Consider the following 23,735-nt stretch of genomic DNA (forward strand, 5'->3'; position numbering starts at 1 on the left):
TCCCTGTGCAGACGCTCGGACCGCCAGTTAGCTGAGCATTTCGATGTTTTATGGAAACATTGAAAGCTCTAACCCTTTGGTCCAACGCACTTCCGGGACGGAAAGCCGTTACACCCTTTTCCTGGAAGTGCTCTAGAAGGAGGTTCCTTGAGCCTTGTCTCTCCCAAGAAGCTGACGAAGTGAATTCTTCGGCATCGGCTTGGACAAATGGAAGCCCTGCAATTCGTCACAGCCAAGCTTGCGTAGAATCTCGCTCTGCTCCTCGGTCTCCACGCCCTCGGCGGTGATGCGCAGGCCTTTCGCATGTGCGACACCGACGATGGACTGCACGACCGCCACGCCACCACCGGGCCGGTCGAAGGCGTGGACGAAAGAGCGATCGATCTTGATCCGGTCGACCTCCAGGCGCTGCAACCGCCCAAATGAGGAGAAGCCCGTACCGAAATCGTCAAGTGCGAACTTGACGCCGAACTCGCGTAGCGCGGTGATGTTTTTTTCACAGACACCGGCTTCGTCGAGGAGAGCCGTTTCGGTGATCTCGAGCTCCAGTCTCGACGGCTCGACCCCGAACTGCCGCAGCAGTGAGAGAACCTGCGCGGCATAATGCCGTTGTCCAAGCTCGACCGCGGAGACGTTCACTGCAATGTCGAGGCCCGGAAATTCGCGCGCCGTAGAACAGGCTTCCTTCAGCACGAAAGCGCCGAGCCGATCGATCAGGCCGGCAGTCTCCGCAAGCGAAACGAAGGCATCCGGTGCTATGTTGCCCTTGCTCGGATGCCGCCAGCGAATGAGAGCTTCCAGCGAGCTTATCTGGTGGGACTGCGCCGAATATACGGGCTGGTAGAAGACCTCGAGCTGATTGCCGGCATTCAGGGCCGCTCGCAGATCCTGTTCCAGATCCCGCTTCGTCCTGATCAGTTCGTCCATGTGAGGGCCAAACACCGCGTACCGGTTTCGCCCGGCCGACTTGGCGTGGTAAAGCGCGATATCGGCCTTCCGCGTGATCTCGACGGGATCGGCGCCATTCCCGGTCGCGACGGCCACACCTATCGAAAGTCCGATGAGAATCGGCTGTCCGTCTATCTCGAAAGGCCGGCGGATCGAAGCGATCAGCGCGTCACAGAGCTTCTCCACCTGGTCCTGGCGGGTGCGTTCGACGATGATGGTAAACTCATCGCCACCAATTCTGGAAATGGCGGCACCAGCAGCGGTTTCCTTAAGCCGCTTCGCGACCTCGACCATCAGCCGATCGCCAACAGGATGGCCGAGTGTGTCGTTCACTTGCTTGAAGCGGTCGAGATCGAGGTACAGAAGAGCATTGGCTTGATCGATTGTCGACGTAGCGACGACCCGCGCCAGCAAACCGTTGAAAGACGCACGGTTGGCGAGTCCCGTTAACGGGTCGTGACGCGCCAGATGGTTGAGCTCCGCCTGGCTTTCCTGCAGACGTCTCGACCGCCTCCCCAGTACGATACTGAGCGCGCTGGTGAGGGCAAAGAGGAGGGCGCCGGCGACCAGAAGCACCGGCGCCGTGGCCTTCATCACATCGGCACCGGGCCTGAACGGGAGCCAGGAGAAATACCCGATCGTTTCTCCTGACGATGAAACAATCGGAGCATAGGACCGCTGCCGGCCGAGTTCCGGCAAAACAGAAAAGCGCAGGTCCTCGAAACCATAATCCTCACCGAGATGGGTCAGGAGGTCGCCGTCGAGAAAGCGGACCGCCAAGTGCAGAAATTCCCTGCCGGGCTCCTGAACGATATCACCGGTGTCCGACACGATCGGCTTCACGCTGATAATCGCCGGGCGGCCCTCGATGCGTACGAGATCGCTCTCGCCGATGGACAGCACCTGCTCGCTCGTTCCTTCCTCGTCGCCTGCTGCGAGCCTCTCTTGCAGCTTGGCGATCAGCGGCATTGCTTCGGGTTCTATGTTGCTGAAAGCTTCGTCGGTCCGGCCGGCAAGAAAGGCGTATAACGGCTTACGGTCCGGACTGATCACGAATGCGCCGTCGTGTCGGAAATAGCTGTTCATCCAACTGCCCAGGTTGGAATCGACCCACCGCGAATCCCATTCCTGCGAAATTTTTCTGACGGCGTCATCCCAGACGGTGACGCTCTCCTGATCATGGGCGATGCTGCCTTGCATCTTGGAGATGACAAGCTCGACGAGGTGTTGCTGCCGCTTCACCGCCACAGCGTCCGATTGCTGCGCCGACCAGCGGACGGCCAGGTATATGCCTCCCATCAAAGCCATTGCGATGACCATGGGCAGCATCCACCTGAAAACCGCGACTTTGCCAGCCACAAACCTCATCCGCACTCCTCCTGATAGGGCTGCTCATCATTGAGCTGAACGTCTTAAAACGCCGTAAGCTTCGCGCATGCCCTTCGGCATCTCAACGCCTGTTGAGATTCATGCAGCAGCTCAAAGTGCTACAGCGACCTTTGCACTCTCATAAGACGCGCGGCGCTGTAGGAAACTTTTCGGAGACTGCAATCTCTCCTTACCCTCATCGCTGTGCTTGTCACAGGGATGATGCGATCAAACAAGCGGAGCGGGTGACCCCAATCTCCACAGGCCCTTAGTCCGCTTTGACCGTGCTTTCCCTATCCGCACGCTTGCTTCTCCGCATGGCGTATCCGGGTGCGATCTTCGGATGAGCGAGTTTCAAAGACCGAGGCAATTCGTCTGAGAGCGCCTCGCGGACGGCGTCGCCCATCCCGAATACCACGAAGTCCGCCTGCAGCGATTCAACGAGCTGGTCTCGTTCGGTTGTTTCCGGCCGGCCATCCTCTTGCCACAGCACGATCCCGATGCGCGCCGCAGGCGCCATGCGTTTCAGCCGCCGCACGGTGAATTTGGCATGTCTCATGAAATCCCGGTCGAGAACGCTCAGGACGACGGCGTTTCGCCCCTCTACCTTCAAAGCTTTTATATTGCCCGCCTTGAGGACGTCGTGACCGGCGTGGGCCGCCTCCGCGCCCTGGATCCATAGGGTCTGGGCGAGCATCGATGCGGCAACGTCATCGAGATCACTGCGCCCCCCGACGCACAGGACGGACTTGCCGTCGCCGAGGGGAAGATCATATTCGTCCGCATCATCATCATCACCATTTTCCTGCGCTTGCGCGCCCGTTTCCTCCTCCCCCTCCTCTTCGCCGGCAATCTCCTCGAGATTGGCGATGAGGGTGTTCGCACTCTGGGCAATCTGAGCCGCCTGGGCGTTCGTCAGGGCGCCCCGAGCGCGGTCCCGCTCCGCCAGGAGCAGTGCGGGAATAGCAACCGTGTCGTAGAACTCGACGAGATACTTCTCCTCCAGCATGTCTTCCGCATTGTCCGTCGCCTCATCCGGATCTCCGGCGAGCAGACGCTGATAGAGGCGCTCCTTCGGATCGAGCACGGGCTCGTTGCCCAGCAGTATCTCCAGAAACTCGAATTGCGGGACGTGGCGACCGAGAACGACAAGGCACACGGTGAGCGGCGTCGACAGCACCAGTCCGACCGGCCCCCAGAGCCATGCCCAGAAGATCGCCGCGACGATGATCGCAAGCGGCGACAAACCGGTGCGGGAACCGTAAAGCCAAGGCTCGACGACATTGTTGCTCACGAGCTCGAGGACAATGAACAAGGCCGCCGTCCAGACGAGCAGGCTCCATCCAGGTGCCGCGGCAAACGCCAGGAACAACGGCAGAGCCGCAGCGATGACAGGCCCGATATAGGGGACGAAGCGCAACACGATGGCGAGCATCCCCCAGAGGACCGCATTGGGGATACCGAGCAGCGAGAGGCCGATGGCCAGCGGAATGCCGTAGGTGATGTTCACGACCAACTGCATGAGCAGGTACCGGCCGACGCGAGCGCCCGCGTCCTGAAGTGCTTCGGTCGTTCGATGCAGGTCGCCGTAGCCGACCAGCCGAATGAAACGGTCGCGCAGCTCCTCCCTCTCGAACAGCATGAAGATGACCACGACGATGACGAGGCCGGTCGTCGCCAAGGGCCCAAGCAGAGGATTGATGATATTCTTCAGTGTTTCGACCGGCCGCTGCGGAGAGAAAATCTCCACGAGCAACGGCTGGGTCTCCGGCGCCGGTTCGGGTGAGGCGCGCATCTCGGGTTCGGGCCGGCTGATCTCCGTGCTGATCCTCTCTATGACGCGGCCAATCCGTTCAAAAATCTGGCTTTCCGATCCGGTCTCCTTCAGGGTCCTGACCTTCTCGACGATGTTGTACTGATAGGTCGGCAGGTTCTGAGCCACCTCGCTCACTTGCATCGCTATGACCGCGCCGAATGCGGACAGGAACAGAAAAGCCGCCGTCACCGTCCCGACGACGGCCACCGAACGGGGACAACCGACTCGACGCAGCCTCGAAACCAGCGGCGCGAGCGCAAAGGTGAGCAGAATGGCGATGGCCAGCGGTAGGAAGACGTCCCGGGCGAAATAGAGGACGGCAACCGTGGCAGCAGTTGCGACGAGGGTCGGTAGACGTGAGGGCTGCGCCGCGGCTGCTGCGCTGCGCGCAAACGCGATTTGCTGCAGGCCGCCTGCGGCGGCTGCACGATCCTGGTCAACGCCACGCGAGAACTTCAGCACCACACCCTCCACCACGTCACCCGGCGGTCGACCTGGTTGCGACCAGCAGGCAAGAACCTTGTTCGCAAGTAGGTAGGGCAGTGTTTGGCGCCGCCCAGCAGATGCTCCGTTGCAAGGAACCGCAGCAGTTGCCATTTCCCGGTGCCAACGCCAAGCCGCCCACCAGCATGGCGGTCGAAGCGTCGCGCCGGGAACCATTCTGCGCCCGGCGTGTTTCTGCGACGGGGGATCAATCGCGGTCTTCTGAAGAGGTAACCACATGAAAAATATGATCATTGCCGCGGCAGCACTGATGAGCGCCGTGGCCACGACTTCACTCGCGCAGACGACGCCTTCAGCGGAAGGAGAAACGCCTGCTGTCGCAACGCCCGATTCTGAGAACCCGACGGCACCGGTCGAAGGCGCGAACAGCTTTACTGAAGCGCAAGCGAAGGAACGGATCGAAGAGGCCGGATACACCGAGGTCAGCGGATTGAAGCTCGACGACAAGGGTGTGTGGCAGGCAACTGCGATGAAGGAGGGCAAATCCGTTTCGGTCGCTCTCGACTATCAGGGCAACGTAACGGCGCAGTAGTCCACAGACTCCAAAGGAAAAGGGAGAACGAATATGAGAACAGTAACAGGGCTCTTTGACGACTATGCAGATGCTCGCGAAGCCGTAAGCGATCTGGAAACGGCAGGCGTTCCTTCAGACAACATCAGCATCGTCGCGAACAATACGGGAGATCGCTACTCGTCGGACGGCTCGAACGCGGCCGAAGGGGCCGGTGCCGGAGCTGGCCTCGGCGCGGCCGGAGGCGGCGTCGTCGGCCTTCTGACGGGGCTTGGCCTTATGGCCATTCCTGGAGTTGGCCCAGTGGTGGCTGCCGGGTGGCTTGCCTCCACCGCGGCCGGTGCGGCCGCCGGTGCAATCGCCGGGGGCGCAGCCGGTGGCCTGATCGGTGCGCTGACGGACTCCGGCGTCGATGAAGAAGACGCCCATGTCTACGCCGAAGGCGTTCGCAGAGGGGGCACTCTGATCACTGCAAGGGTCGAGGACAGTGTCGCACCGCGAGCAGAAGCGATCCTGAAACAGCGCAAAATCGTGGATCCTGCGGCCCGCAGAAGCATCTATGCCCAGGAGGGATGGTCACGTTTCGACGAAAATGCCGATCCGTACACGCTCGATCAGGTCGAACGGGAGCGTGAGCGGTACCGCGGCATGATGCCATAACGGCAGGGCTGACGTCCGCCGCTGCGGGGGCTGCAAGCGCGGCCGGCCCTCGCAGCTATTTCCGCGGCCGTCGAGCAAAATCGGTAGCGCGCGCGCGCGCGCCCCATGCTTCTTCTGGGGCGTGCTCACTTGATCTTCAGAAGCATCATCTTGCCGGCCATGGTAATGCTGTGAGCCGACTCCTCAGGCGGAACATCTGTATCGAGCGCCTTCACGAGGTTGTGCTCGCGCAGCTCGTTGAGGGTCGCGCTCGTCAGGAACTTGATCTTCTGCGGCCGTTCCTTGAACCGGTCCTTCCTCGCATAGGTGACCTGGGCATTGAGGTGCGTCCACCTCTTCCCACCCTGAGGATGGACGTCACCGTCCTTGGCAAGCTTAAGGCCCCGGATCTGCGTTGGCGTCAATTCAATCATGTCGTCGTCTTTCGTCCATCTTCGGTAAGGGAGCGGCGCAGCGACCCTGCGGCGTCGCGGAATGAAACCAGCCTCCGGCGCCGGTCGTCCCAGAGCACGAGCCGGATGCATTTGAGGCTGTCCCACAAGGTAATCCGGCCGATGCCGGCAAGTTGCGGATGGTCACGCAGTACTTCCGGCAGACGGTAATAGGGGATCCGGCTTGACAGGTGGTGCACGTGATGAATGCCGATATTGCCGGTGAGCCACCGCAGCACCGGCGGAAGATCGTAATGCGAGGCGCCATGCAGCGCCGCCTGAGGAAACCGCCAATCCTCGCCCGCCGACCAGTGAGTCTCCTCGAACTGGTGCTGCACATAAAAGAGCCAAACGCCGGCCGCACCTGCCAGCAGCACGACCGGAAGATGGATCAGGAGAAATGGTCCCAACCCGACGGCCCACACCATCAAGCCGGCCAGCGTAATGATCGCAAGATTCGTCCCCATGGTCGAAATCCAAGGCAGAGCACCCGAGTTCATCATCCCGAACGGCAGGCGTTGCTTGAACAGGAAGAGCCAGGCCGGCCCGATGCCGAACATGACGAGCGGGTGCCGGTACAGCCGGTAGCCGAGGCGCTTCATTGGCGAAAGGGCACGGTACTCGGCAATCGTCAGCGTGGTGATGTCACCAACCCCGCGTTGGTCGAGATTGCCCGCAGTCGCATGATGGGCGGCGTGTGCACGCCGCCAATAGTCGTAAGGGGTCAGGGTCAGGATCCCGAGCACGCGGCCGATCCAGTCATCGAGCCCCCGACGGGCGAAAAACGAGCCGTGGCCGCAATCGTGCTGGATCATGAACAATCGGAGCAGGAAGGCGCTGGCAGGAAGGATCGCGATCAGCCCGGGCCAGAAGCCGTTGACCAGCGAAAAGCAGGCCGCTGCCCAGAAGATGGCGAAAGGAACGAGAGTGACGAACAGTTCGAAGGCGCTACGCCCCAGACGGGGCTGCCGGTATTTCGCCAGCGTCTTCAACCACGCTCCAGCATTGTCCTCAACAAGTGAAGCGGGTGGATAGACATGTGCGCTCATTATAACCGGTCCGTTTTTCGCTCGCCCCGCGATCATCCGCCAGGGCAATGGGCTGCGCCCGTGGAACGGGTGCAGGTGTTGAAGTGTTACGCCCGGCGGGCTTTGCGGGCCGCATAGCGGCGGTCGCGTTCGGCCTTGCGGGCCGCCTCGTCGGCGACGACACGCGACACCCGATCGGCAATTTCTGCCTGGCGGGCTTCGGCTTCAGCCCTTTGCTCGGCCTCGGCGGCCGCGGCCAACGCAGCGGCTTCTGCCAGGATTCGCTCGTTCTCGGCTGTCTTAAGCGCTTCGCGCTCGGCGCGACGGGCCTCCCTGGCACGGTTGGCCGCTTCGCGCGCAGCCAGCTTTTCCTGCATTTCAGGGTCGGTCGGCTTGGGAGCGGATGCAAATTTTGTCAGAAGCCGGCGCTTTGCATCTGCCGCGGCGTTGCGTCGTTCGGCAAAGCCGTTGTCGTTCGGGTGTCTCAATCGTTGTTCCTTTGATATCGTTTGGTCGCGAAGACCGCCTTAACGGAAAAAGGCCAGACATTCGCCTGGCCTCTTCGAACCTCTTGCCGCGATGCCAGTACATCCGTGGTCATCAGCGGCGAAAAAGCGTCAGGCAGCGCGGAGCTGGCCTGCGGACATCTTGCCCGATTTGTTGTCGCGCTCGAGCTCGAAGCCGAGCTTCTGACCTTCGACGATCGAATTCATGCCTGCGCGTTCAACAGCAGAGATGTGAACGAACACGTCGGCGCTGCCGTCGTCGGGCTGAATGAAGCCGAAGCCCTTGGTGGAGTTGAACCATTTAACTGTGCCAGTGGTCATAACGAACCCTTTCTTAGCAACATAGATCACCGCTGGGCGACGCACAGCGGGGTTTCGATTTTTGAGAGAGGGAAGTTCGTCAAGAGACGCGCAAAGCGCAGCAAAACAAATATCGGCAAACCAAGTATCGATGCACTCTCTTAAACGAGAGCGGCGACCACGTCAACTTTTTGTTTTTTCGGGAAGTCGAATGCAATCTTTGGTAGAGAAATGCAAGCGGTCGCGTTCTCGGAAAGTGCGGCCGGTAGAGCGCTCCTGGGCCAGCGGACTGCAGCGCCTTTGCGACAACAAATTGCGGTGCCGCAGGCTAATGCTGCTGGCTAATATGCGAAAAGAGCGACTGCTTCAATTGCTGGCGTACCTCATCAGGCTGCTTCGACAGCGCCGTCGCAATTGTTCTAAGCTCCCGCCTTAACCCATAGAGCTGATCCAGCAGCGCAAGGATGATCGGCACAGCGTCATCGTTGACGTTCATGTCGCGCCGGAGCTCACAAACCAGGCGGATTCGAGCGACGTCGACGTCGTCAAATGAGAGCCCGCTCTCGCCTTGAGCCGGCACGATCCAGCCGCTGTGCACCCACTGGCGCAGCTGTTTGAGAGTTACAGCATCGCACTGTTCAAGGACTTGCCTCTCCGACAATTTCATGTGGCCCTCCGTAGAGCTTCGCGCGGGTCATAGGCGTGGCTCTGCCGCCACGTTTCCATGAAACGCTCGAGATCGGGATCGGTCGCCGTCGGCAGAACGACCTTCAGCGTAACACGCTGATCGCCGGCGGGGCCGTTTTGAGACTTCACCCCTTTGCCCCTGAGACGCAGGATGTCGCCCGTATTTGAACCCTGAGGGATGGTCATCGACACGCGGCCGGAAATCGTCGGCACTTCGATCTTTGCACCAAGTACGGCTTCATAGAGCGTAATCGGCAGATCCATTTCGATGTCGTTGCCTTCACGACGGAAGACGGAGTGAGAGCGGACGCTGATTTCGATCAAGGCATCTCCGGGTTCCCCGCCAGCAATCCCCGGTGCGCCCTTGCCCCTCAGCCTGAGCGTGCTGCCGTCACGTGTGCCGGCGGGAATGGCCAAGTCGAGCGTATTCCCATCGGGAAAGGTGATGCGGCGTCGGGCGCCGTTTGCCGCGTCCTGGAACTCGATTTCGAGGTGATAATGACGGTCCTGCCCACGCGCCTTGAAACGAGCCCCTGCCCCGCCCCGCCCGAAAACATCCGCGAAGATGTCCGACACATCTTCGAATTCACCGGTTCCGCCCGCTGACCCATACCGCCGCGCGTGGTCTGCATCGGCGTAGTGCCTGTAAAAGTGCTGCTGCGGCCGTTCTGCCCCCGATGCATCGATCTCGCCCCGGTCGAACCGGGCCCGCTGCTCGGGATCGCTCAGCAAATGGTGGGCTGCGGAAAGCGCCTTGAATTTGGCTTCCACCTCCTTGTCGCCTGGATGCAGATCCGGGTGCAGCTCCTTTGCGCGCTTGCGGTAGGCTTTGCGGATCTCATCCGGTTTGGCGGTACGCGGAACGCCGAGTATCTGATAGGGATCATCAGTCACCGATCACCTCCACCAATTTGACGTGCACGTCGACTGCGCGGCTGCGGCAAGCTGCGCGTCAACATCTTCGGGCCTCTGCTCGCTAGACTTCCTTTGAAATCTGCACCAGCGCGGTTTCCAGTTCGCTGTCCAGAAACGGCTTCGTGAGCAAGGGGATGTTCGAGTACCTTGTATCCAGGCCTTTGCTGCCATAGCCCGTGGCAAAAATGAAGGGTACGTTGCGTTCCGCCAGAACGTCCGCAACCGGATAACTGGGCTCCCCGTCCAGATTGACGTCGATGATGGCGATGTCGAACTGACCTTTCCGCGCGATATCGAGCGCCTCCTGCATCCGAGAGGCTATAGCGACGACCTCATGTCCGAGTTCGCATAGACTATCTTCAATCAGCATGGCGATCATGGATTCGTCTTCGACCACGAGTACCCGAAGTCTGCGCTCTGTCATGCGTCAGGCCTGTAGAAGCTTGAACGTCATGCCAGTGGCGCCTCGATGTGAAAGCGCACGCCGCTCGGCGCAAACACAAGATCGACCTTGCCGCCGAGTTCGCGAGCCAAAGCACGTTCGAGCAGGCGGGTGCCAAAACCCGTCCGCGCTGGGACTATGACAGATGGACCACCAGTCTCCTCCCATTGTAAATGCAGGTGAGATACGCTCTCACTATCGCTGATATGCCAGCTGACTTTGATGAGACCTCCGTCGTTCGTGAGCGCCCCGTATTTTGCAGCATTCGTGCAAAGCTCATGAAAAGCCATCGACAATGCCAATGCCATTTTCGGCCGCAACCGGATTGGCGGGCCGGAGGCCTCAACGCGCTGCTGGGGTTCCACGCAGATTGGATTGATCGTCGCGTGAAGGACCTCTTGAAGATCGGCACCCTGCCAGCTCTCCCGAGTAAGCACGTCGTGCGCCCTCGCCAATGCGACGAGCCGGCTTTGGAACCGGGCAAAATCCTGGCTTGCATTTACACCACGGAAGGTTTGCGCAGCCAGCGATTGAACCGTGGCAAGAGTATTCTTCACGCGGTGGTTCAGCTCGTTGACCAGGAGCTTGCGGTGTTCTTCGCTGCGTCGCCTTTCTGTAATATCGCGCGCGATCTTTGACGCGCCGACGACGCGACCGCGGGCGTCTTTCAAAGGGGAAACGGTCAAGGAGACATCGATCAGGGTTCCGTCCTTTCGAATCCGTACCGTCTCATAATGGTCGATGTGCTCGTCTCGCCGAATCCTTTCAAGAATGCCGGGCTCCTCGTCCTGGCGGTCGGGCGGAATGAGGATGATTATAGGCTTTCCGATCACTTCCTCGGCGCTATAGCCGAACAGGCGTTCGGCACCTCTATTCCAAGTCTGGATGATGCCTTGCGTGTCCTTGCTTACGATCGCATCGTCCGAGAACCTGACAATGGCCGCGAGCCGTTCTGCATATTGCGCAGCCTTCTCGCGATCGGAGATGTCCACCAGCATGTTGACCGCCCCAACGAGCTTGCCGGCGACATCATGCAGCGGAGTGGGATAGGGTATGAACGGCACACGGGTCCCATCCGGCCGTTCGGCCACGGCTTGTTCGCCACGGACCGGTCTGTCTTCTTTGAGCGCCACGGCCATTGGACATTGGTCGTGCGGCAGGTAGGTGCCGTCCGGTCTGTAGAGACGCCAGGTGACACACCATTTATCTCCGATCTGTGGGGTGCGGCCGGCCATCTCGACAGCCGCCTTATTGAAGAAAGTGATGCGACCTTCGGCATCTGTGGTGTAGACGGCCGCGGGCAGCGCCTCGAGCAAATCACGCATATGCTGTTCGCTTTCGCGAAGCCGGTCGTCCATGCGTTTCGCTTCGGTGACATCAAGCAGGACCCGCACGCCATAACGGAATCGACCGGCGTAATCGCGGACAGTCGAACTGTAAACATCGAGATAAACGACCGTACCGTCGGGCTTCACTGCACGTTTGCGAATTGCATAGGTATCAATCTCTCCGTCGACCTGCCGCGCATAGGAGCGGGCTTCCTCACCGCGGTCATCCTCATGCGTATAGTCGAGGAACGTCATAGTCAGGAGTTGTTCGCGCGAGCGGCCCAGCATGGTGCAGAATGCGTCATTGACCCGCAGCAGGCGGCCATTCGCATCGGATTCAGCGATCCCGATCGTCGCCGCCTGGTAGGTGGCTGAAAGGCGTTCCTCGCTCTCACGTCGTGCGTCTTCCGATTCGTACAGGCTGGTAACATCGGTCGTGAAGCATCGGGTGTTGACGAATTTTCCGTCATCGAAGCGGCTGTTGGATGTGATCAGCACATGTTTGATCGAGCCATCGCGTGCGCGCAAGCGGGCGGGATAGCGATCGAGTTTTTCGCCACAGGACAGGCGGTCAAGAATGTCGCCGATGACAGGCGGATCTGCGTGAAATTCAGCGATGTGCCGGCCTACATACTCGTCCGCCGGATATCCGAGAAGCTCCAGCTCTGCCTTGTTCGCCCGCAGGATGATGCCCGCGGCGCTGACGATGTGCAGCCCGATCGCGCTGTTCTCGAAGAAGTCCTCCAGGTCCTTGCTCTTGCGGATGACCTCCGCTTCGATCCGCTTCTGTTGCGAAATATCCTGGAAGCAATTGATCGCCCCTTGAATTGCTCCCCGATGGTCTCTGAGCGGGCGAATATTCACGAGCGCAAAGATGCGGGATCCGTCGGGTCTTTCGATGATCACCTCGGCGTTGCGCGTGGAGACACCGTTCTTGACCGCCTTAGCCATAGGGCAGTCCTGATGCTCCAAGAGCGCGCCGTCCGGAAGGAAAAGACGTTCGGACCCACAAAACCGCTCTCGCGGTGCGCTAAGGGATGGCTGTCTACCCCAAAGCTCGGCTGCCTCCGCGTTGTAGCGCACGAGCCATCCGTCGTGATCACAGACATAAACGGCTCCCGGGATAGCATCGAGCGCAGTTGGAGCTGACGTTATCAGCGCTTCGTATTCGGTCAATACGCGACCGGTAAGCGGAAATTCTTCGACATTCGACATGAAAACAAGTCCCTCGCGGCTCTTCAAGGGATCGATTGAATCTCAGCCGGAGTCATGGAGGGACAACTCTGCTCGACGCGCGACCCCAGGTGCGCAAAATTGCTTAACCGACATCAACGCACCGGACGCGATTTTGTTCCAGACATTTTTGACTCGCCCCTTCTCGGACCAGCCACCTCATCCAGGCAATACCGTTGACCGCCCCCATTTCCTGCACCCTATCCAAAGCTCACATCTAGACCGCGGCGCTTTAGAGATCTACAGTCGAGCTTCTGTGAGCCTGAAATTGCATCAGGTCCAGCCCTTCGCATCGCCCACCGCAATGAATTGCGGTTCGGGCCCGCGCTTCAGCCCTCAATAAACGCAATCTCACCGTGCAAGCGGGAGGAGTTTCCATGGCCACTGCCCAATGCGCCTGCGGCGCTCTAAGATTGATGCTTAACGAACCGCCACGACTGACCGCGCTGTGTCACTGTTTCGCCTGTCAGCGAAGAACTGGTGCACCTTTCAGCGCGAATGCGTTCTACTCGATTGACTGTGTCGAAATATCTGGCGTGTCTACGGAATACATTCGTACTGCCGAGAGCGGTCGCAAGGTCCGGATGTATTTTTGCCCAAGCTGCGGCTCGACCCTCTATTGGAAAGCCGATGCTTCGCCGTCCTGGATCGGGGTGGCGGTAGGGTCATTTGCCGACCCGAACTTCGCGCCACCTGCCATGTCAGTATTCGAGCAATCGAAACATAAGTGGGTGCAGCTTGATGAAACGGTAGAGGAATTCCAGGGCCTTCCAATCGGGCAGTATCAGCAGGAACCGACACGGGGAGGCTAGAGCCGGTGGGCGCGCACGAACTTTCCACGCGCTGCAGACGTTCTGCTCACCGCTGAAAGCGACGGCCCGCGGCTCACCATCTGCAGCTCTCTATCCGCCGCCTGAAACGATCCGAAGCACCCGTGGTTGAGGTTTCTGATTCATCGGTGGTGCCAAGGATTAACCACGGTAAGTCCAGCCGCTTCGAACGGGCTGATATCGCGCGTTGCGACGATAAATCCCCTGGAGGCGGCAATGGCGGCAATATATCCGTCGGGCGTCGGAAATCCCTTCCCGGCAGCTCGAGCGATCACGGCAAGCCCGGCATAGTAGCGAGCAGCTCCAATATCGAACGGCAATACGCGATCGCCAAACAGTTCGAGCACGCCATCAAGCATTTCGGCCAGAGCCTTCTTGCGCCGACCGTCCGGCAGCGCACCGATTTCGAACAGCAGTTCGGCCAAGGTCACACTGGCCAGATAAAGGGTTTCAGCGACCTGCTCGTTTAACCAGGATCGCACGGCCGGATCGGCGGCCGGTTTCATCGCCTCGGAGACGACATTCGTATCGAGGACAATCATTCAAATCTCATTGGCTGCGCCGGCGCCTTGTCACTTGCCTCGTCGAACAATGCGAAATCGTCATTGGTCAGGCCCAATCGCCGGCCGAGCTCGGCCAGGGCATCGCCCATGCGAACGCGCTGCTTGGGCTTCACCGCACTTTCCAGAATCTCCCGCACTTCTGCCTCGGTGCTGCGGCCGTGCATCGCCGCTCTCACGCGCAATGCGCGATGCACTTCATCGGGCACATTCCGAACCGTCAGGATCGCCATAGTCAAGCCCTCGCATTCGCTTTCAATGATAGCAATCTAGTCCTTTTGCAGTCATGTCGCAAATTTTGGGCGACAGGGGGGCTTTACGCCTCCCAGACTAGAGAGTTTCCGCTTTCCAGGAATCGCGGAAACTCCCCTTTGTTTTCCGCAATCCGGACGGAAAACCGCTGCGCACTTTTCCTGGAATTGCGCTAGACGGCTGGCACCAATCTCATCCGATGGCCAGGCGCGATCTCGACCAGTTCGGAGGGCGGGGGCGCGGAAAAGACGTCCGGTGCCGTGCTGCCGTCAACTGCGAAGCGGCGACCGGCAGGAAGCGGCACATCGGCAAAGTGGTCTTTCGTCCGCGGGCTCAGCGCCGCATCCGGATCGGGAATGGCAGCGATGAGCCGGCGCGTATAGGGATGGGCGGGCCTTTCGAAGATGTCCCGCCAGCCGCCCTCCTCCACGACCTGTCCGAAGAACATCACCAGCACCCGGTCGCTCATATGCTCCACCACGCTCAGGTCGTGGCTGATCATCAGGTAGCCTAGGCCGAGCTTTTCCTGCAGGTCCAGCAGCAGGTTGATGATCTGTGCGCGGATCGACACGTCGAGGGCGGATACCGGTTCGTCCAGCACGACGATTTCCGGTTCGAGGATCAGGGCGCGGGCAATGCCGATGCGCTGGCGCTGGCCGCCGGAGAACTCGTGCGGATAGCGGTTCGCCTGCTCGGGCGTCAGCCCCACATTGGCGAGCATGACCTCGATCCGGTCGGCGATCTCCGATGCGGCCGTGATCCCGTGTAGCCTGAGCGGCGCAGCGAGCGAGGTGCGTACCGACTGGCGCGGGTTCAGCGAGGCATAGGGGTCCTGGAAAACCATCTGCACCGCCTTGGCGCGCTGCATGCGTCCGGGCGCACCCGGCCCGGTGAGCGGCTGACCGCGGTAGCGGATCGTGCCTTCGGTCGGCTCCTGAAGACCGAGAATCGAGAGCGCGGTGGTGGATTTGCCGCAACCGGATTCGCCGACGATCGATAGGCATTCGCCCCTGGCGAGCGAGAAACCGATGCCGTTGACGGCATGCAGCATGCGCCGCCCGGTTCCGAGCAGCCCTCCGCCGGCAACGGAAAAGCGGACATGCAGGTCGTCCACTTCCAGCAGAGGGTCGGTCATGACTGCTCCCTCTCTTCCACGCTGCGCTGCGCGATGAAGCGGGTCTCGGTGAGCTTCGAGCGGTCGGCAATGATGCTGTCGATGTCGACCAGCCGTTGGCGGCCGTGCAGACTGCGGCTGCCGAAGCGCGGCAGGGCGCCGAGGAGCCCACGGGTATATTCGTGCCGGGGTGCCGCGAAAAGCGCCCGTGTCTCGTTCTCCTCGACCAGGCAGCCGGCATACATGACGCCGACCCGCTGGCAGATGCTGGCGATCACGCCGAGATCATGGCTGATGAAGAGAACCGCCGTACCGCGCTCGGCGCAGAGTTCCTTGATCAGGCGCAGCACCTCGGCCTGCACGGTGACGTCGAGCGCCGTGGTCGGCTCGTCGGCGATCAGGAGGTCCGGATTGCAGGCGAGCGCCATGGCGATCATCACGCGCTGGCGCAAGCCCCCCGACATCTGGTGCGGATAGTTGCGCACCCGCCGGTCGGGATTGGGCACACGCACGCTGGCGAGCGCTTCGACCGCGAGCTTCTGCGCCTCGTCCCAGCTCTTTGCCTGATGCAGCACGAACATCTCGGCGATCTGCCGGCCGATGGTCGAGAGTGGGTTTAATGCCGTCATCGGCTCCTGAAAAATCATGGCAATGCGGTTGCCGCGCAGGCGGCGCATCTCGCGCTTAGGCAGCGCCAGCAGATTCTGCCCCTTGAACAGGATCTCGCCGCCGCAAACGGCGAGCGGCTTCTTGAGAAGTCCCATGACGGCGAGCGAAGTCACCGACTTGCCCGAGCCGGACTCGCCGACGAGACCATAGGCCTCGCCCGGCATGATCTGGAAGGAGACTCCTTTGAGGAGCGGACGATTGACGGAGCGGCCGACCGCGACGCCCAGGTGAAGTTCCTTGATGTCCAGAAGCGCGGTCATGGGGTGCGCGTCCTCATATGCGGGTCGAGACTGTCGCGCAGGCCGTCGCCAAGAAGGTTGAAGCCGAGCACCGAGAGGAAGATGGCAAGGCCGGGGAAGATTGCCACCCACGGCGCGAGCTGGATGAGCTGGCGCGCATCCGTCAGCATCGAGCCCCAGCTCGGGAACGGCGGCTGGATGCCGAGGCCGAGAAAGGAGAGCGCGGCTTCCGAAAGCACCGCCGAGCCCATGCCGAGCGTCGCCATGACGAGGATCGGTCCCATCATGTTGGGCAGGATCTGCGTGAACATGATGCGCAGGTCCCCGTAGCCGAGCGTCTGCGCCGCCTGCACATAGCCCAGCGACTTCAGGGAAAGTGTGGAAGAGCGGGCGATGCGGCAGGTCCAGCTCCAGTTGGTGAGACCGAGCGCGATGAGCAGCGACGGCAGGCCGGGACCCAGCACCGCCATCACCGCCAGCGCGAAGATCAGCGAGGGAATGGCGAGCATGACGTTCGTGAAGCCATTCACCAGATCGTCCCACCAGCCGCCCCAGTAACCGGCGGTCATGCCGAGCGTGACGCCGATGATCGAGTTGATCACCTGCGAGACGATGCCGACCGTCAGCGAGATCTGCGCGCCGTAGAGGATGCGGGTGTAGACGTCCCGCCCCTGCCCGTCCGTGCCGAACCAGAAGGTGGCGTCCGGCGGCAGTTCGGAGTTCATCAGGTCCGCGTCGAGCACGGGGTCGAAGGGCGCAATGCACGGGGCGAGGATGCCGGCGAGGATCACCAGCGTCGTCAGTCCGGCACCGAGCCAGAAATTGAAGCCGAGGCGCATTCCCGTCACTCCTGCTTGATGCGCGGATCGATCGCGGCATAGATCAGATCGACGGCCGTGTTGATGACCAGGAACCAGAGCACGATGACGAGGATCGTGCCCTGCACCACGGGAATGTCGCGGCTCGCCACGCTATCGACCAGAAGCGAACCGATGCCGGGCCAGGCGAAGAGCTTCTCGATCACGACAGCCTGGCCGATCAGCGAGCCGAATTGCAGGCCGACGGTCGTGACGATCAGCACCAGCGCGTTGCGCGCCACATGCCAGCGCACCACCTTGGCCTCGCTCATGCCCTTGGAATGGGCGGTGCGGATGAAGTCGGCGTTGAGGACATCGAGGACGCCGGCCCGCGTGGTGCGCGCGAGAAGTGCAAGGGGCGTGACCCCGAGCGTGACGGCGGGCAGGATCAGGTTCCGCAAGGACCCGTCGCCGTAACCGAAGCTCGGCAACCAGTTCAGCTGCAGAGCGAAGAGATACATCATCAGGAGGCCCAGCCAGAACTGCGGCATGGAGAGGCCGGACACCGCCCCGATCATGGTCACCGTATCGAGCACGGAGCCGGGCCTCAGCGCAGCAACGAAGCCGAGCGGCACACTGATGACGAGGGCGAAGACCATGGCGGCGAGCGCCAGTTGCAGCGAGGCCCACATACGGTCGTTGATGAGGTCGATCACCGGCTGACGGGTGCGGAAACTGGTGCCGAGATCGAATTGCGCAAGGTCCGTGACATAGGTCACGAAGCGCTCCATCAACGGCTTGTTCAGCCCGAATTCCTCGTTGAGGCGGGCGATCATCTGCGGGTCGGCGGCGCGCCTGCCATCGGCGAAGAGGCTCGCGGCGAAGGTCCCTGGTACGACACTGAAGATGACGAAGATGAGCAACGCCACCACCACGACCGTGGGTATTATCTGCAGGACGCGGCGGAGGGTAAAACGAAGCATGAGCGGTCCCGTTCTGGCCGCCCGTACGGGCGGCGACAATCGATAAGGGGGCAGCCGCAGCTACCCCCCTCCCCCTCAAGGTCTTACTGGCGCGATGACGGCGCCGTCTCGTCGATCCAGATTTCGTCATAGGGCTGGATCGCCAGTTCCGTGGCGTTCGGAACGAGGCCGTGGATCCACGGCTGGTAGGCCATCACCGCCTTGTTGTAGTTGAAGAACCAGACCGGAGCGTCGTCCTGCACGATGTTGTTGGCCTGGCGCAGGAGGTCGTTCTGCTTGGCCGGGTCGCGTTCCTGCTGTGCCGCCTCGTAGAGCTTGTCGAATTCCGCGCTTGCATAGCTGGTGTAGTTGCAGGCCGATTGCGCCGTCTTCGAATAGTAGCAACGCAGCGCGTTCAGCGGGTCGGGGCCGGAGAGGTTCGACCAGATGAAGGCCTGGAAGTTGTTGGTCGTCACCGCCTCGCCAAGCGTGGAGCTTTCGACCGGCTTCGGCTTCACGGTGATGCCGACCTTCGTCAGCATCGGCAGGATGGCTTCGACGATCGGCACGCCCCAGCTTTCGTTCGGGCTCGCCGTCACCTCGAATTCGAAGCCGTCGGCATAGCCGGCCTCGGCGAGCAGCGCCTTTGCCTTCTCCGGATCATAGGCGTAGGGCGCCTTGTCCTTGTCGAAGGCGGGCGAGGAAATCGGCAGCCAGCCGGAGGCCGGGTAGGCCTTGTTCTTGACGAGGCGCTCGATGATCAGCGGCGCATTGATGGCATGGTTGATCGCCTGGCGCACCCGCTTGTCCTTGAAGGGCTCGAAGGCGGGGTTGAAGCCGATGTTGCGGGTATACACCTCGGCGACTTCCAGAAGGTGATCCTTCAGCCCCTCCTCGCCCTGATAGGCCTGGTACTGGGTGGGGCCGAGGATCGACACGTCGATTTCCTTGTTGCGGAAAGCGACGTCGCGCGCGGCGTCCTCGGCCATCAGCACGATGTTGATGCGGTCCAGATAGGGCCTGCCCTCCTCGTAGTACTTGTCGAATCTTTCCACGACGACCTGCGAACCGGGCACGTGCTCCTCGAAGACGAAGGCGCCGAGGCCGACCGGATTCTTGCCGAAGATCGATTCGTCCTCGACATTCGAAGGGTAGATGACCGTCGTGTTCTGCATCAGCGGGAAGCCGGGATTGATCGTACCGGTATAGGTGATCTCCAGCGTATAGTCATCGATCTTCCTCAGCCCCGAAATCTCGTCGGCCTTGCCGGCGATATAGTCCTCGGCGCCCTTGATGACGGCGATGAAGCTTGCGCCGGGGAAGGCGTTTTCCGGGTTGGCGATGCGCTTGTAGCTGTAGATGATGTCGTCGGCCGTCAGCGGCTTGCCGTTGTGGAACACGGCGTTTTTACGCAGGTGGTAGGTGTGGACCCTGCCGTCCTCGGAAACCTCCTCCGAGGACGCCAGTTCCAGGACGGGCTTGTTCTGGTTCGAATCCCAGCTATAGAGCGCACGGTGGATGGCCTGCGTGATGAATTCTTCCTGCGTGTTGGGGCTCGACTGCACGTCAAGCGTGGCGAAGCTCGATCCGTAGGGTGCGGTGAAGACGAGCGTACCGCCATGGCGCTCGCCCGCGGCAAGCGCCCCGGCAGCCACGCCGAGGCTGAGCATCGCGGCCAATGTCAATCTCTTCAGCATTTCGTTCTCCCTCTCGTGCCGTTCTCGGCATCGTTTCGGTTCAGTCCGGCAGACCGTCAGCGCGCATCATGCACGACGCGGCCCGCAAGCAGGGTCAGCACGCACTTTGTGTCCGAAAGGATGGTTTCGGGCGCGGCGGCCAGAAGGTCGTTGTCGAAGACGGCGACGTCCGCCCACTGACCGCGCACGAGCCGCCCTTTCACCCCCTCGGCTTTTTGCGAATAGGCGCCGTATTCCGTATAGGCCTGCAATGCCTCCTCCCGGCTCAGCCGTTCGGATGCCTCCAACACCGTGCCCCTGCCCGTCTGGCGCGTGAGCATCGCGTGCAGGTTCGGGAACGGATCCGGCGAGCAGACCGGCGAATCCGAGCCGGTCGACGGTTTCAGGCCCATGCGCATCCAGGTGCCGATCGGGTAGGATGACCGGCCGCGCTCCTCCCCGAGCACGGATATGTAGCTGTCGCCGAAATCGTGGATGAAGGCCATCTGCGGCGCAGGGAGAATACCGGCTGCCTTCATGCGTGCATTCTGATCCGGTGTGGAAAAGCCGCAATGCTCGACGCGATGGCGGCGATCGGGATCGGGATTTGCGGCAAGCGCCTTCTCGTAGGCCGTGATGAGCTGCTCGATCGCGCCGTCGCCGATGGCGTGGCAGACCATCTGATAGCCGCGGTCGTGGCACGCCTTGACGACCGCCTCGACCTCCGCATCCGGCAGCATCTGCACGCCGATATTGTCCGGCTCGCCCCTGTAGGGCCTCATCATCCAGGCGGTGCGCCCGCCCGCCGAGCCGTCGAGGAAGACCTTGACGCCGCCGACGCGCAGCATGTCGTCACCGGCGCCGGAAAGAAGGCCCGCGCGCCAGCAATCGTCGACAATGGAGACGCCGGGATCGCCGAGCAGGGTCAACCAGACGCGCACCGGCAGCCGGCCGGAAAGCTTGGCCATCTCATAGGCCCGGATTTCGGCAAAACCGGAGACCTGCCCCACGGCCGCATCCATGCAGCTGGTGATGCCGAAGGAGAGCAGATATCGCCCTGCCCGCTCGATTCCGTCGATCAGGTCCTCGGTCGTTGCCCCCGGCATGGCGGCCCTGACGAGGCTCTGGGCATTTTCCGCCAGGAAGCCGTTCAGCCGGCCCTCAGTGAGGCCGATTACGCCGCCTTCCGGCACGACCGTCGCCTCGGTGATGCCGGCAAGCTCCAGAGCGCGGGAGTTGGCGACCGAGACATGGCCGCAGGCCCGTGTCAGCAGGACCGGGTGATCGGGGGCCACGCGATCGAGATCGTCGCGCGTCGGGTGCCGCCCGGTGTCGAGCTTGACCTGGTCATAGCCGCGGGCGCGCACCCAGCCGCCCTTAGGCGTCGCGGCTGCGCGGTCAGAAATCCGACCCATGAGCGCGGCAAGCGTCGGCGCGCTGGCGGGCGTCGCGTCGACCCAGCCCATGGCCATGCCGGTTGCAATGAGATGCAGGTGGTTGTCGATGAGGCCGGGGGAGGCGAAGCGGCCTTCGAGATCGATGACTTCGGTGTGCGGCCCCTTCAGGTCCGAAATGTCCGCATCGCTGCCGGTTGCGAGAACCTTGCCTTGCCACACCGCGAGAGCTTCGCTGATGCCCTCCTCCCGACCGCGCCAGATCCGGCCATTGATGAGGATAAGATCGGCTTCTATTCCGAGCGCCATTCGCAACTCCCCCCTGTCGGTCCCGGACGGCCGGCACCTATTTCCTCCAGACGCAACGTGGAAGGTTGCAGTTGGCTTGGCCAATTCGCTTTTGGCAACAACCCATGCAGAATCGACATACCTATTTCGATTGAATGACTTATGATCGGCCGCAGCACGCGTGCAGCAAAGGAAGCGGATATGGAAATCAAGTGGCTGGAGGATTTCGTGACCCTTGCCGACACGTCCAGCTTCTCGCGCGCGGCCGAGCTGCGCAACGTGACGCAGCCGGCCTTCAGCCGCCGGATCAAGCAGTTGGAGAGCTGGCTGGGCGCGACGCTCATCAGCCGCGCGACCATGCCGGCCGAACTCACGCCCGCGGGGCGCAATTTCCTGCCCGTCGCACAGGAAGCGATCCGCACCTTCTACGCGGCGCGCGAAGTGCTGCGTCTCCCGCACGAGCCGGGCCTCATCCGCTTTGCCGCGCTGCATACGCTGACGGTCACCTTCTTTCCGCGCTGGCTGAAGACGCTGGAAGCGGCGGGTGGATCATTCAGCACCTCGCTCATTCCGGACCGCGGCGGAATCGAAGCGAACCTCGACGCACTCGTCGGAGATGAGGCGGATTTCTTCCTGACCTATGTGCATCCGGAAGTGCCGTTTCATCTCGATAGCGGGCAGTTTTGCGCGCTGACCGTCGCCCATGACCGGCTGATCCCCCTGGTCGCGGCGGAGATCGTGCTGTCCGGCGATGCGCAGCCGGGACTGAACCTCCTCGACCGCGCCATCGCGCAGCCGCGGCTCGCCATCCCCTATCTCAGCTACGGCTTCAATTCCTTCTTCGGGGTCGCCCTGTCGCGCCTGCTGCTGCGCCGCCCGCCCTTCCGGCGCCGTACGACGCACGAAAACACGATCAGCGCCGGCCTGATGAACATGGCGGTGACGGGCGCGGGCGTATGCTGGCTGCCGGAGAGCCTGGCGCGCGAGGAAATCGACGCGCGCCGCCTCGTGCCTGCCTCTGCTGACGAGGGTTGGAACCTCGACCTCGAGATCCGCCTTTACCGGCACGCTGCGAGCCGCAACCGCAAGGTCGAGGAACTATGGGCGACTGCGCAGCGGCTCCTGGAACCCGCATTGGCCTGATCAGACCTTCACGAAGATCATGGGGACGGGTTCTCCTTCAGCCAGTCGACAAGGCAGGGATAGATGCGGCCGTTGCGCGCCGGCATGGCGGAGACCATGCAGAGCGCGTTCAGGACCGCCTCCTGCGTCGTCTCGGCGGCGGCGCGGAAGGCGATGTCGATGTGGCCGTCGGCGAGCCGCACCTGCGTTGCGAACGGCGCGGCGGGTTCATGGTCCACCGGGTCGGCGGTGGTGAAACAGAGGGCGACATCGCCGCTGCCATGGCCCCAGAAGGCACCGAGCCGGGCAAGGCCCGCGCCGGCACGCCGCGCGACCCGCTGCAATTGGCGATCTGCCAAGGGAAGATCGGTCGCCATGACGACGATGACGGAGCCGCGCTCGGGATCGGCCGGCGCCCGCGGATCGGGCCGGCGCCCGTCCGGCAGGACGAGGTCTCCCGTCGCGCCGAAATTGGCAAGAACCAGCGTGCCCAGCGTGAAATCGCGCTTGCCGATCCGCATGCGCCGCGAGGCCGTGCCGATGCCGGCCTTGAATCCGAAGGCGGTCATGCCGGAGCCGGCGCCGACCGCACCCTGCTCCACCGGCCCCGTGCGCGCGGCGTCCAGCGCCGCCTCCGCGTCGGCAGGCCTTACGGCCAGCGCCTGAATGTCGCTGATGCTGCCGTCATTGCACTCGCAGACCAGCGCATTGACCGTCGAGGTCCTTCGCCCGATCTCCGGATTGGCGGCGATGGCGCGGCGGACCAGCGCTTCGGTGCAGGCGGCGACGCCGAAGGTGTTGGTGAGCAGGATCGGCGTCTCGATCGTGCCGAGTTCGGCCACCTGCATCAGCCCCGCCGATTTGCCGAAGCCGTTGATGACCTCCACCGCCGCCCGCGGCTTCACGCGGAAGACGTCGCCTGCATGCGGGAGGATCGCCGATATCCCGGTGAAGAGGCCCTCGCCGCGCAGCGACCGGTGGCCGACCGAAACGCCCGCGACGTCGGTAATGGCATTGCCCGGGCCCGGTTCCAGCCTGCCCTGCGGGATCAGCCCCAATTCCCGTGCAGTCTTCATATCGCCCCTCCCTGCATCGCTTTTTCTGGTTCAGTGAACCAGTGAACGGATCTAGAGCATTTCAACGTTTCATAGAAAC

Annotated in this window: 23 protein-coding genes; 4 read left to right on the forward strand and 19 right to left on the reverse strand. The window is 62.0% G+C overall.

Annotated features, from left to right (window positions below; all coding sequences use genetic code 11):
• Positions 1-132 precede the first annotated feature (132 nt).
• The gene (locus tag ACFHWW_RS06240) at positions 133-2,316 is read right to left on the reverse strand and encodes a putative bifunctional diguanylate cyclase/phosphodiesterase (protein ID WP_379937677.1); all 2,184 of its coding nucleotides are present in this window, start codon (positions 2,314-2,316) and stop codon (positions 133-135) included.
• A 268-nt stretch (positions 2,317-2,584) separates the two neighbouring features.
• Positions 2,585-4,594, reverse strand: coding sequence for an AI-2E family transporter (locus ACFHWW_RS06245; RefSeq protein ID WP_379937678.1), 2,010 nt, complete (start codon positions 4,592-4,594; stop codon positions 2,585-2,587).
• 259 nt (positions 4,595-4,853) lie between these two features.
• On the opposite strand from ACFHWW_RS06245, the gene ACFHWW_RS06250 reads away from it, so the two are divergent.
• Together ACFHWW_RS06250 and ACFHWW_RS06255 are read left to right on the forward strand one after the other, a co-directional pair.
• Positions 4,854-5,168, forward strand: coding sequence for a PepSY domain-containing protein (locus ACFHWW_RS06250; protein WP_018096480.1), 315 nt, complete (start codon positions 4,854-4,856; stop codon positions 5,166-5,168).
• Positions 5,169-5,201: 33 nt separating this feature from the next.
• Positions 5,202-5,807: a general stress protein gene (locus ACFHWW_RS06255; protein WP_379937679.1), complete on the forward strand. Its 606-nt coding sequence runs from the start codon at positions 5,202-5,204 to the stop codon at positions 5,805-5,807.
• A gap of 125 nt (positions 5,808-5,932) precedes the next feature.
• On the opposite strand, the gene ACFHWW_RS06260 is transcribed toward ACFHWW_RS06255, so the two are convergent.
• The 8 genes from ACFHWW_RS06260 to ACFHWW_RS06295 form a co-directional block, all read right to left on the reverse strand.
• Positions 5,933-6,220, reverse strand: a complete 288-nt coding sequence (locus tag ACFHWW_RS06260; protein ID WP_379937680.1) for a hypothetical protein — start codon at positions 6,218-6,220, stop codon at positions 5,933-5,935.
• The gene (locus tag ACFHWW_RS06265; protein WP_379937681.1) at positions 6,217-7,287 is read right to left on the reverse strand and encodes a fatty acid desaturase; all 1,071 of its coding nucleotides are present in this window, start codon (positions 7,285-7,287) and stop codon (positions 6,217-6,219) included. Before ACFHWW_RS06265 ends, ACFHWW_RS06260 begins: the two co-directional genes overlap by 4 nt.
• Positions 7,288-7,373: 86 nt before the next feature.
• Positions 7,374-7,754 (reverse strand): DUF6481 family protein, encoded by a 381-nt coding sequence (locus tag ACFHWW_RS06270; RefSeq protein WP_100673567.1) that lies wholly within the window; start codon positions 7,752-7,754, stop codon positions 7,374-7,376.
• Between the two features lie 129 nt (positions 7,755-7,883).
• Positions 7,884-8,093, reverse strand: a complete 210-nt coding sequence (locus ACFHWW_RS06275; protein WP_011970048.1) for a cold-shock protein — start codon at positions 8,091-8,093, stop codon at positions 7,884-7,886.
• Between the two features lie 307 nt (positions 8,094-8,400).
• On the reverse strand, positions 8,401-8,739 hold the full coding sequence (locus ACFHWW_RS06280; RefSeq protein WP_379937682.1) for a chaperone modulator CbpM: 339 nt from the start codon (positions 8,737-8,739) through the stop codon (positions 8,401-8,403).
• Complete coding sequence (locus ACFHWW_RS06285) at positions 8,736-9,653, reverse strand: DnaJ C-terminal domain-containing protein (protein WP_379937683.1); 918 nt, start codon at positions 9,651-9,653, stop codon at positions 8,736-8,738. Before ACFHWW_RS06285 ends, ACFHWW_RS06280 begins: the two co-directional genes overlap by 4 nt.
• 82 nt (positions 9,654-9,735) lie before the next feature.
• On the reverse strand, positions 9,736-10,098 hold the full coding sequence (locus ACFHWW_RS06290) for a response regulator (RefSeq protein ID WP_379937684.1): 363 nt from the start codon (positions 10,096-10,098) through the stop codon (positions 9,736-9,738).
• 26 nt (positions 10,099-10,124) lie between these two features.
• Positions 10,125-12,659, reverse strand: a complete 2,535-nt coding sequence (locus ACFHWW_RS06295; protein ID WP_379937685.1) for a PAS domain S-box protein — start codon at positions 12,657-12,659, stop codon at positions 10,125-10,127.
• Positions 12,660-13,054: 395 nt separating this feature from the next.
• Here ACFHWW_RS06295 and ACFHWW_RS06300 point away from each other — a divergent pair, with 395 nt between their 5' ends.
• Complete coding sequence (locus ACFHWW_RS06300) at positions 13,055-13,489, forward strand: GFA family protein (protein ID WP_379937686.1); 435 nt, start codon at positions 13,055-13,057, stop codon at positions 13,487-13,489.
• Positions 13,490-13,629: 140 nt separating this feature from the next.
• On the opposite strand, the gene ACFHWW_RS06305 is transcribed toward ACFHWW_RS06300, so the two are convergent.
• From ACFHWW_RS06305 to ACFHWW_RS06340, 8 genes are all read right to left on the reverse strand, one after another.
• Complete coding sequence (locus ACFHWW_RS06305; protein WP_379937687.1) at positions 13,630-14,049, reverse strand: type II toxin-antitoxin system VapC family toxin; 420 nt, start codon at positions 14,047-14,049, stop codon at positions 13,630-13,632.
• On the reverse strand, positions 14,046-14,300 hold the full coding sequence (locus tag ACFHWW_RS06310) for a FitA-like ribbon-helix-helix domain-containing protein (RefSeq protein ID WP_379937688.1): 255 nt from the start codon (positions 14,298-14,300) through the stop codon (positions 14,046-14,048). The genes ACFHWW_RS06305 and ACFHWW_RS06310 overlap by 4 nt, the downstream gene beginning before the upstream one ends.
• A gap of 191 nt (positions 14,301-14,491) precedes the next feature.
• Entirely contained in the window at positions 14,492-15,454 is a 963-nt protein-coding gene (locus ACFHWW_RS06315; protein ID WP_379937689.1) for an ATP-binding cassette domain-containing protein, read from the reverse strand.
• Positions 15,451-16,362 carry an ABC transporter ATP-binding protein gene (locus tag ACFHWW_RS06320; protein ID WP_379937690.1) on the reverse strand — a complete coding sequence of 304 codons (912 nt, stop codon included), beginning with the start codon at positions 16,360-16,362 and terminating at the stop codon, positions 15,451-15,453. The genes ACFHWW_RS06315 and ACFHWW_RS06320 overlap by 4 nt, the downstream gene beginning before the upstream one ends.
• Positions 16,359-17,180, reverse strand: coding sequence for an ABC transporter permease (locus tag ACFHWW_RS06325; protein WP_379937691.1), 822 nt, complete (start codon positions 17,178-17,180; stop codon positions 16,359-16,361). The genes ACFHWW_RS06320 and ACFHWW_RS06325 overlap by 4 nt, the downstream gene beginning before the upstream one ends.
• A gap of 5 nt (positions 17,181-17,185) precedes the next feature.
• A complete protein-coding gene (locus ACFHWW_RS06330) occupies positions 17,186-18,121 on the reverse strand; it encodes an ABC transporter permease (protein WP_102762039.1) in 936 nt (311 codons plus the stop codon).
• Positions 18,122-18,204: 83 nt separating this feature from the next.
• Complete coding sequence (locus ACFHWW_RS06335; protein ID WP_379937692.1) at positions 18,205-19,797, reverse strand: ABC transporter substrate-binding protein; 1,593 nt, start codon at positions 19,795-19,797, stop codon at positions 18,205-18,207.
• A 56-nt stretch (positions 19,798-19,853) separates the two neighbouring features.
• A complete protein-coding gene (locus ACFHWW_RS06340) occupies positions 19,854-21,479 on the reverse strand; it encodes an amidohydrolase (RefSeq protein ID WP_379937694.1) in 1,626 nt (541 codons plus the stop codon).
• Between the two features lie 180 nt (positions 21,480-21,659).
• Here ACFHWW_RS06340 and ACFHWW_RS06345 point away from each other — a divergent pair, with 180 nt between their 5' ends.
• Positions 21,660-22,601, forward strand: a complete 942-nt coding sequence (locus ACFHWW_RS06345) for a LysR family transcriptional regulator (protein ID WP_379937695.1) — start codon at positions 21,660-21,662, stop codon at positions 22,599-22,601.
• A gap of 17 nt (positions 22,602-22,618) precedes the next feature.
• Here ACFHWW_RS06345 and ACFHWW_RS06350 read toward each other — a convergent pair whose 3' ends face one another.
• Positions 22,619-23,656 (reverse strand): P1 family peptidase, encoded by a 1,038-nt coding sequence (locus tag ACFHWW_RS06350; RefSeq protein ID WP_379937696.1) that lies wholly within the window; start codon positions 23,654-23,656, stop codon positions 22,619-22,621.
• Between the last annotated feature and the right edge of the window lie 79 nt (positions 23,657-23,735).

The organism is Sinorhizobium sp. P24N7, assembly GCF_042436655.1.
GTDB lineage: Bacteria > Pseudomonadota > Alphaproteobacteria > Rhizobiales > Rhizobiaceae > Sinorhizobium > Sinorhizobium meliloti_A.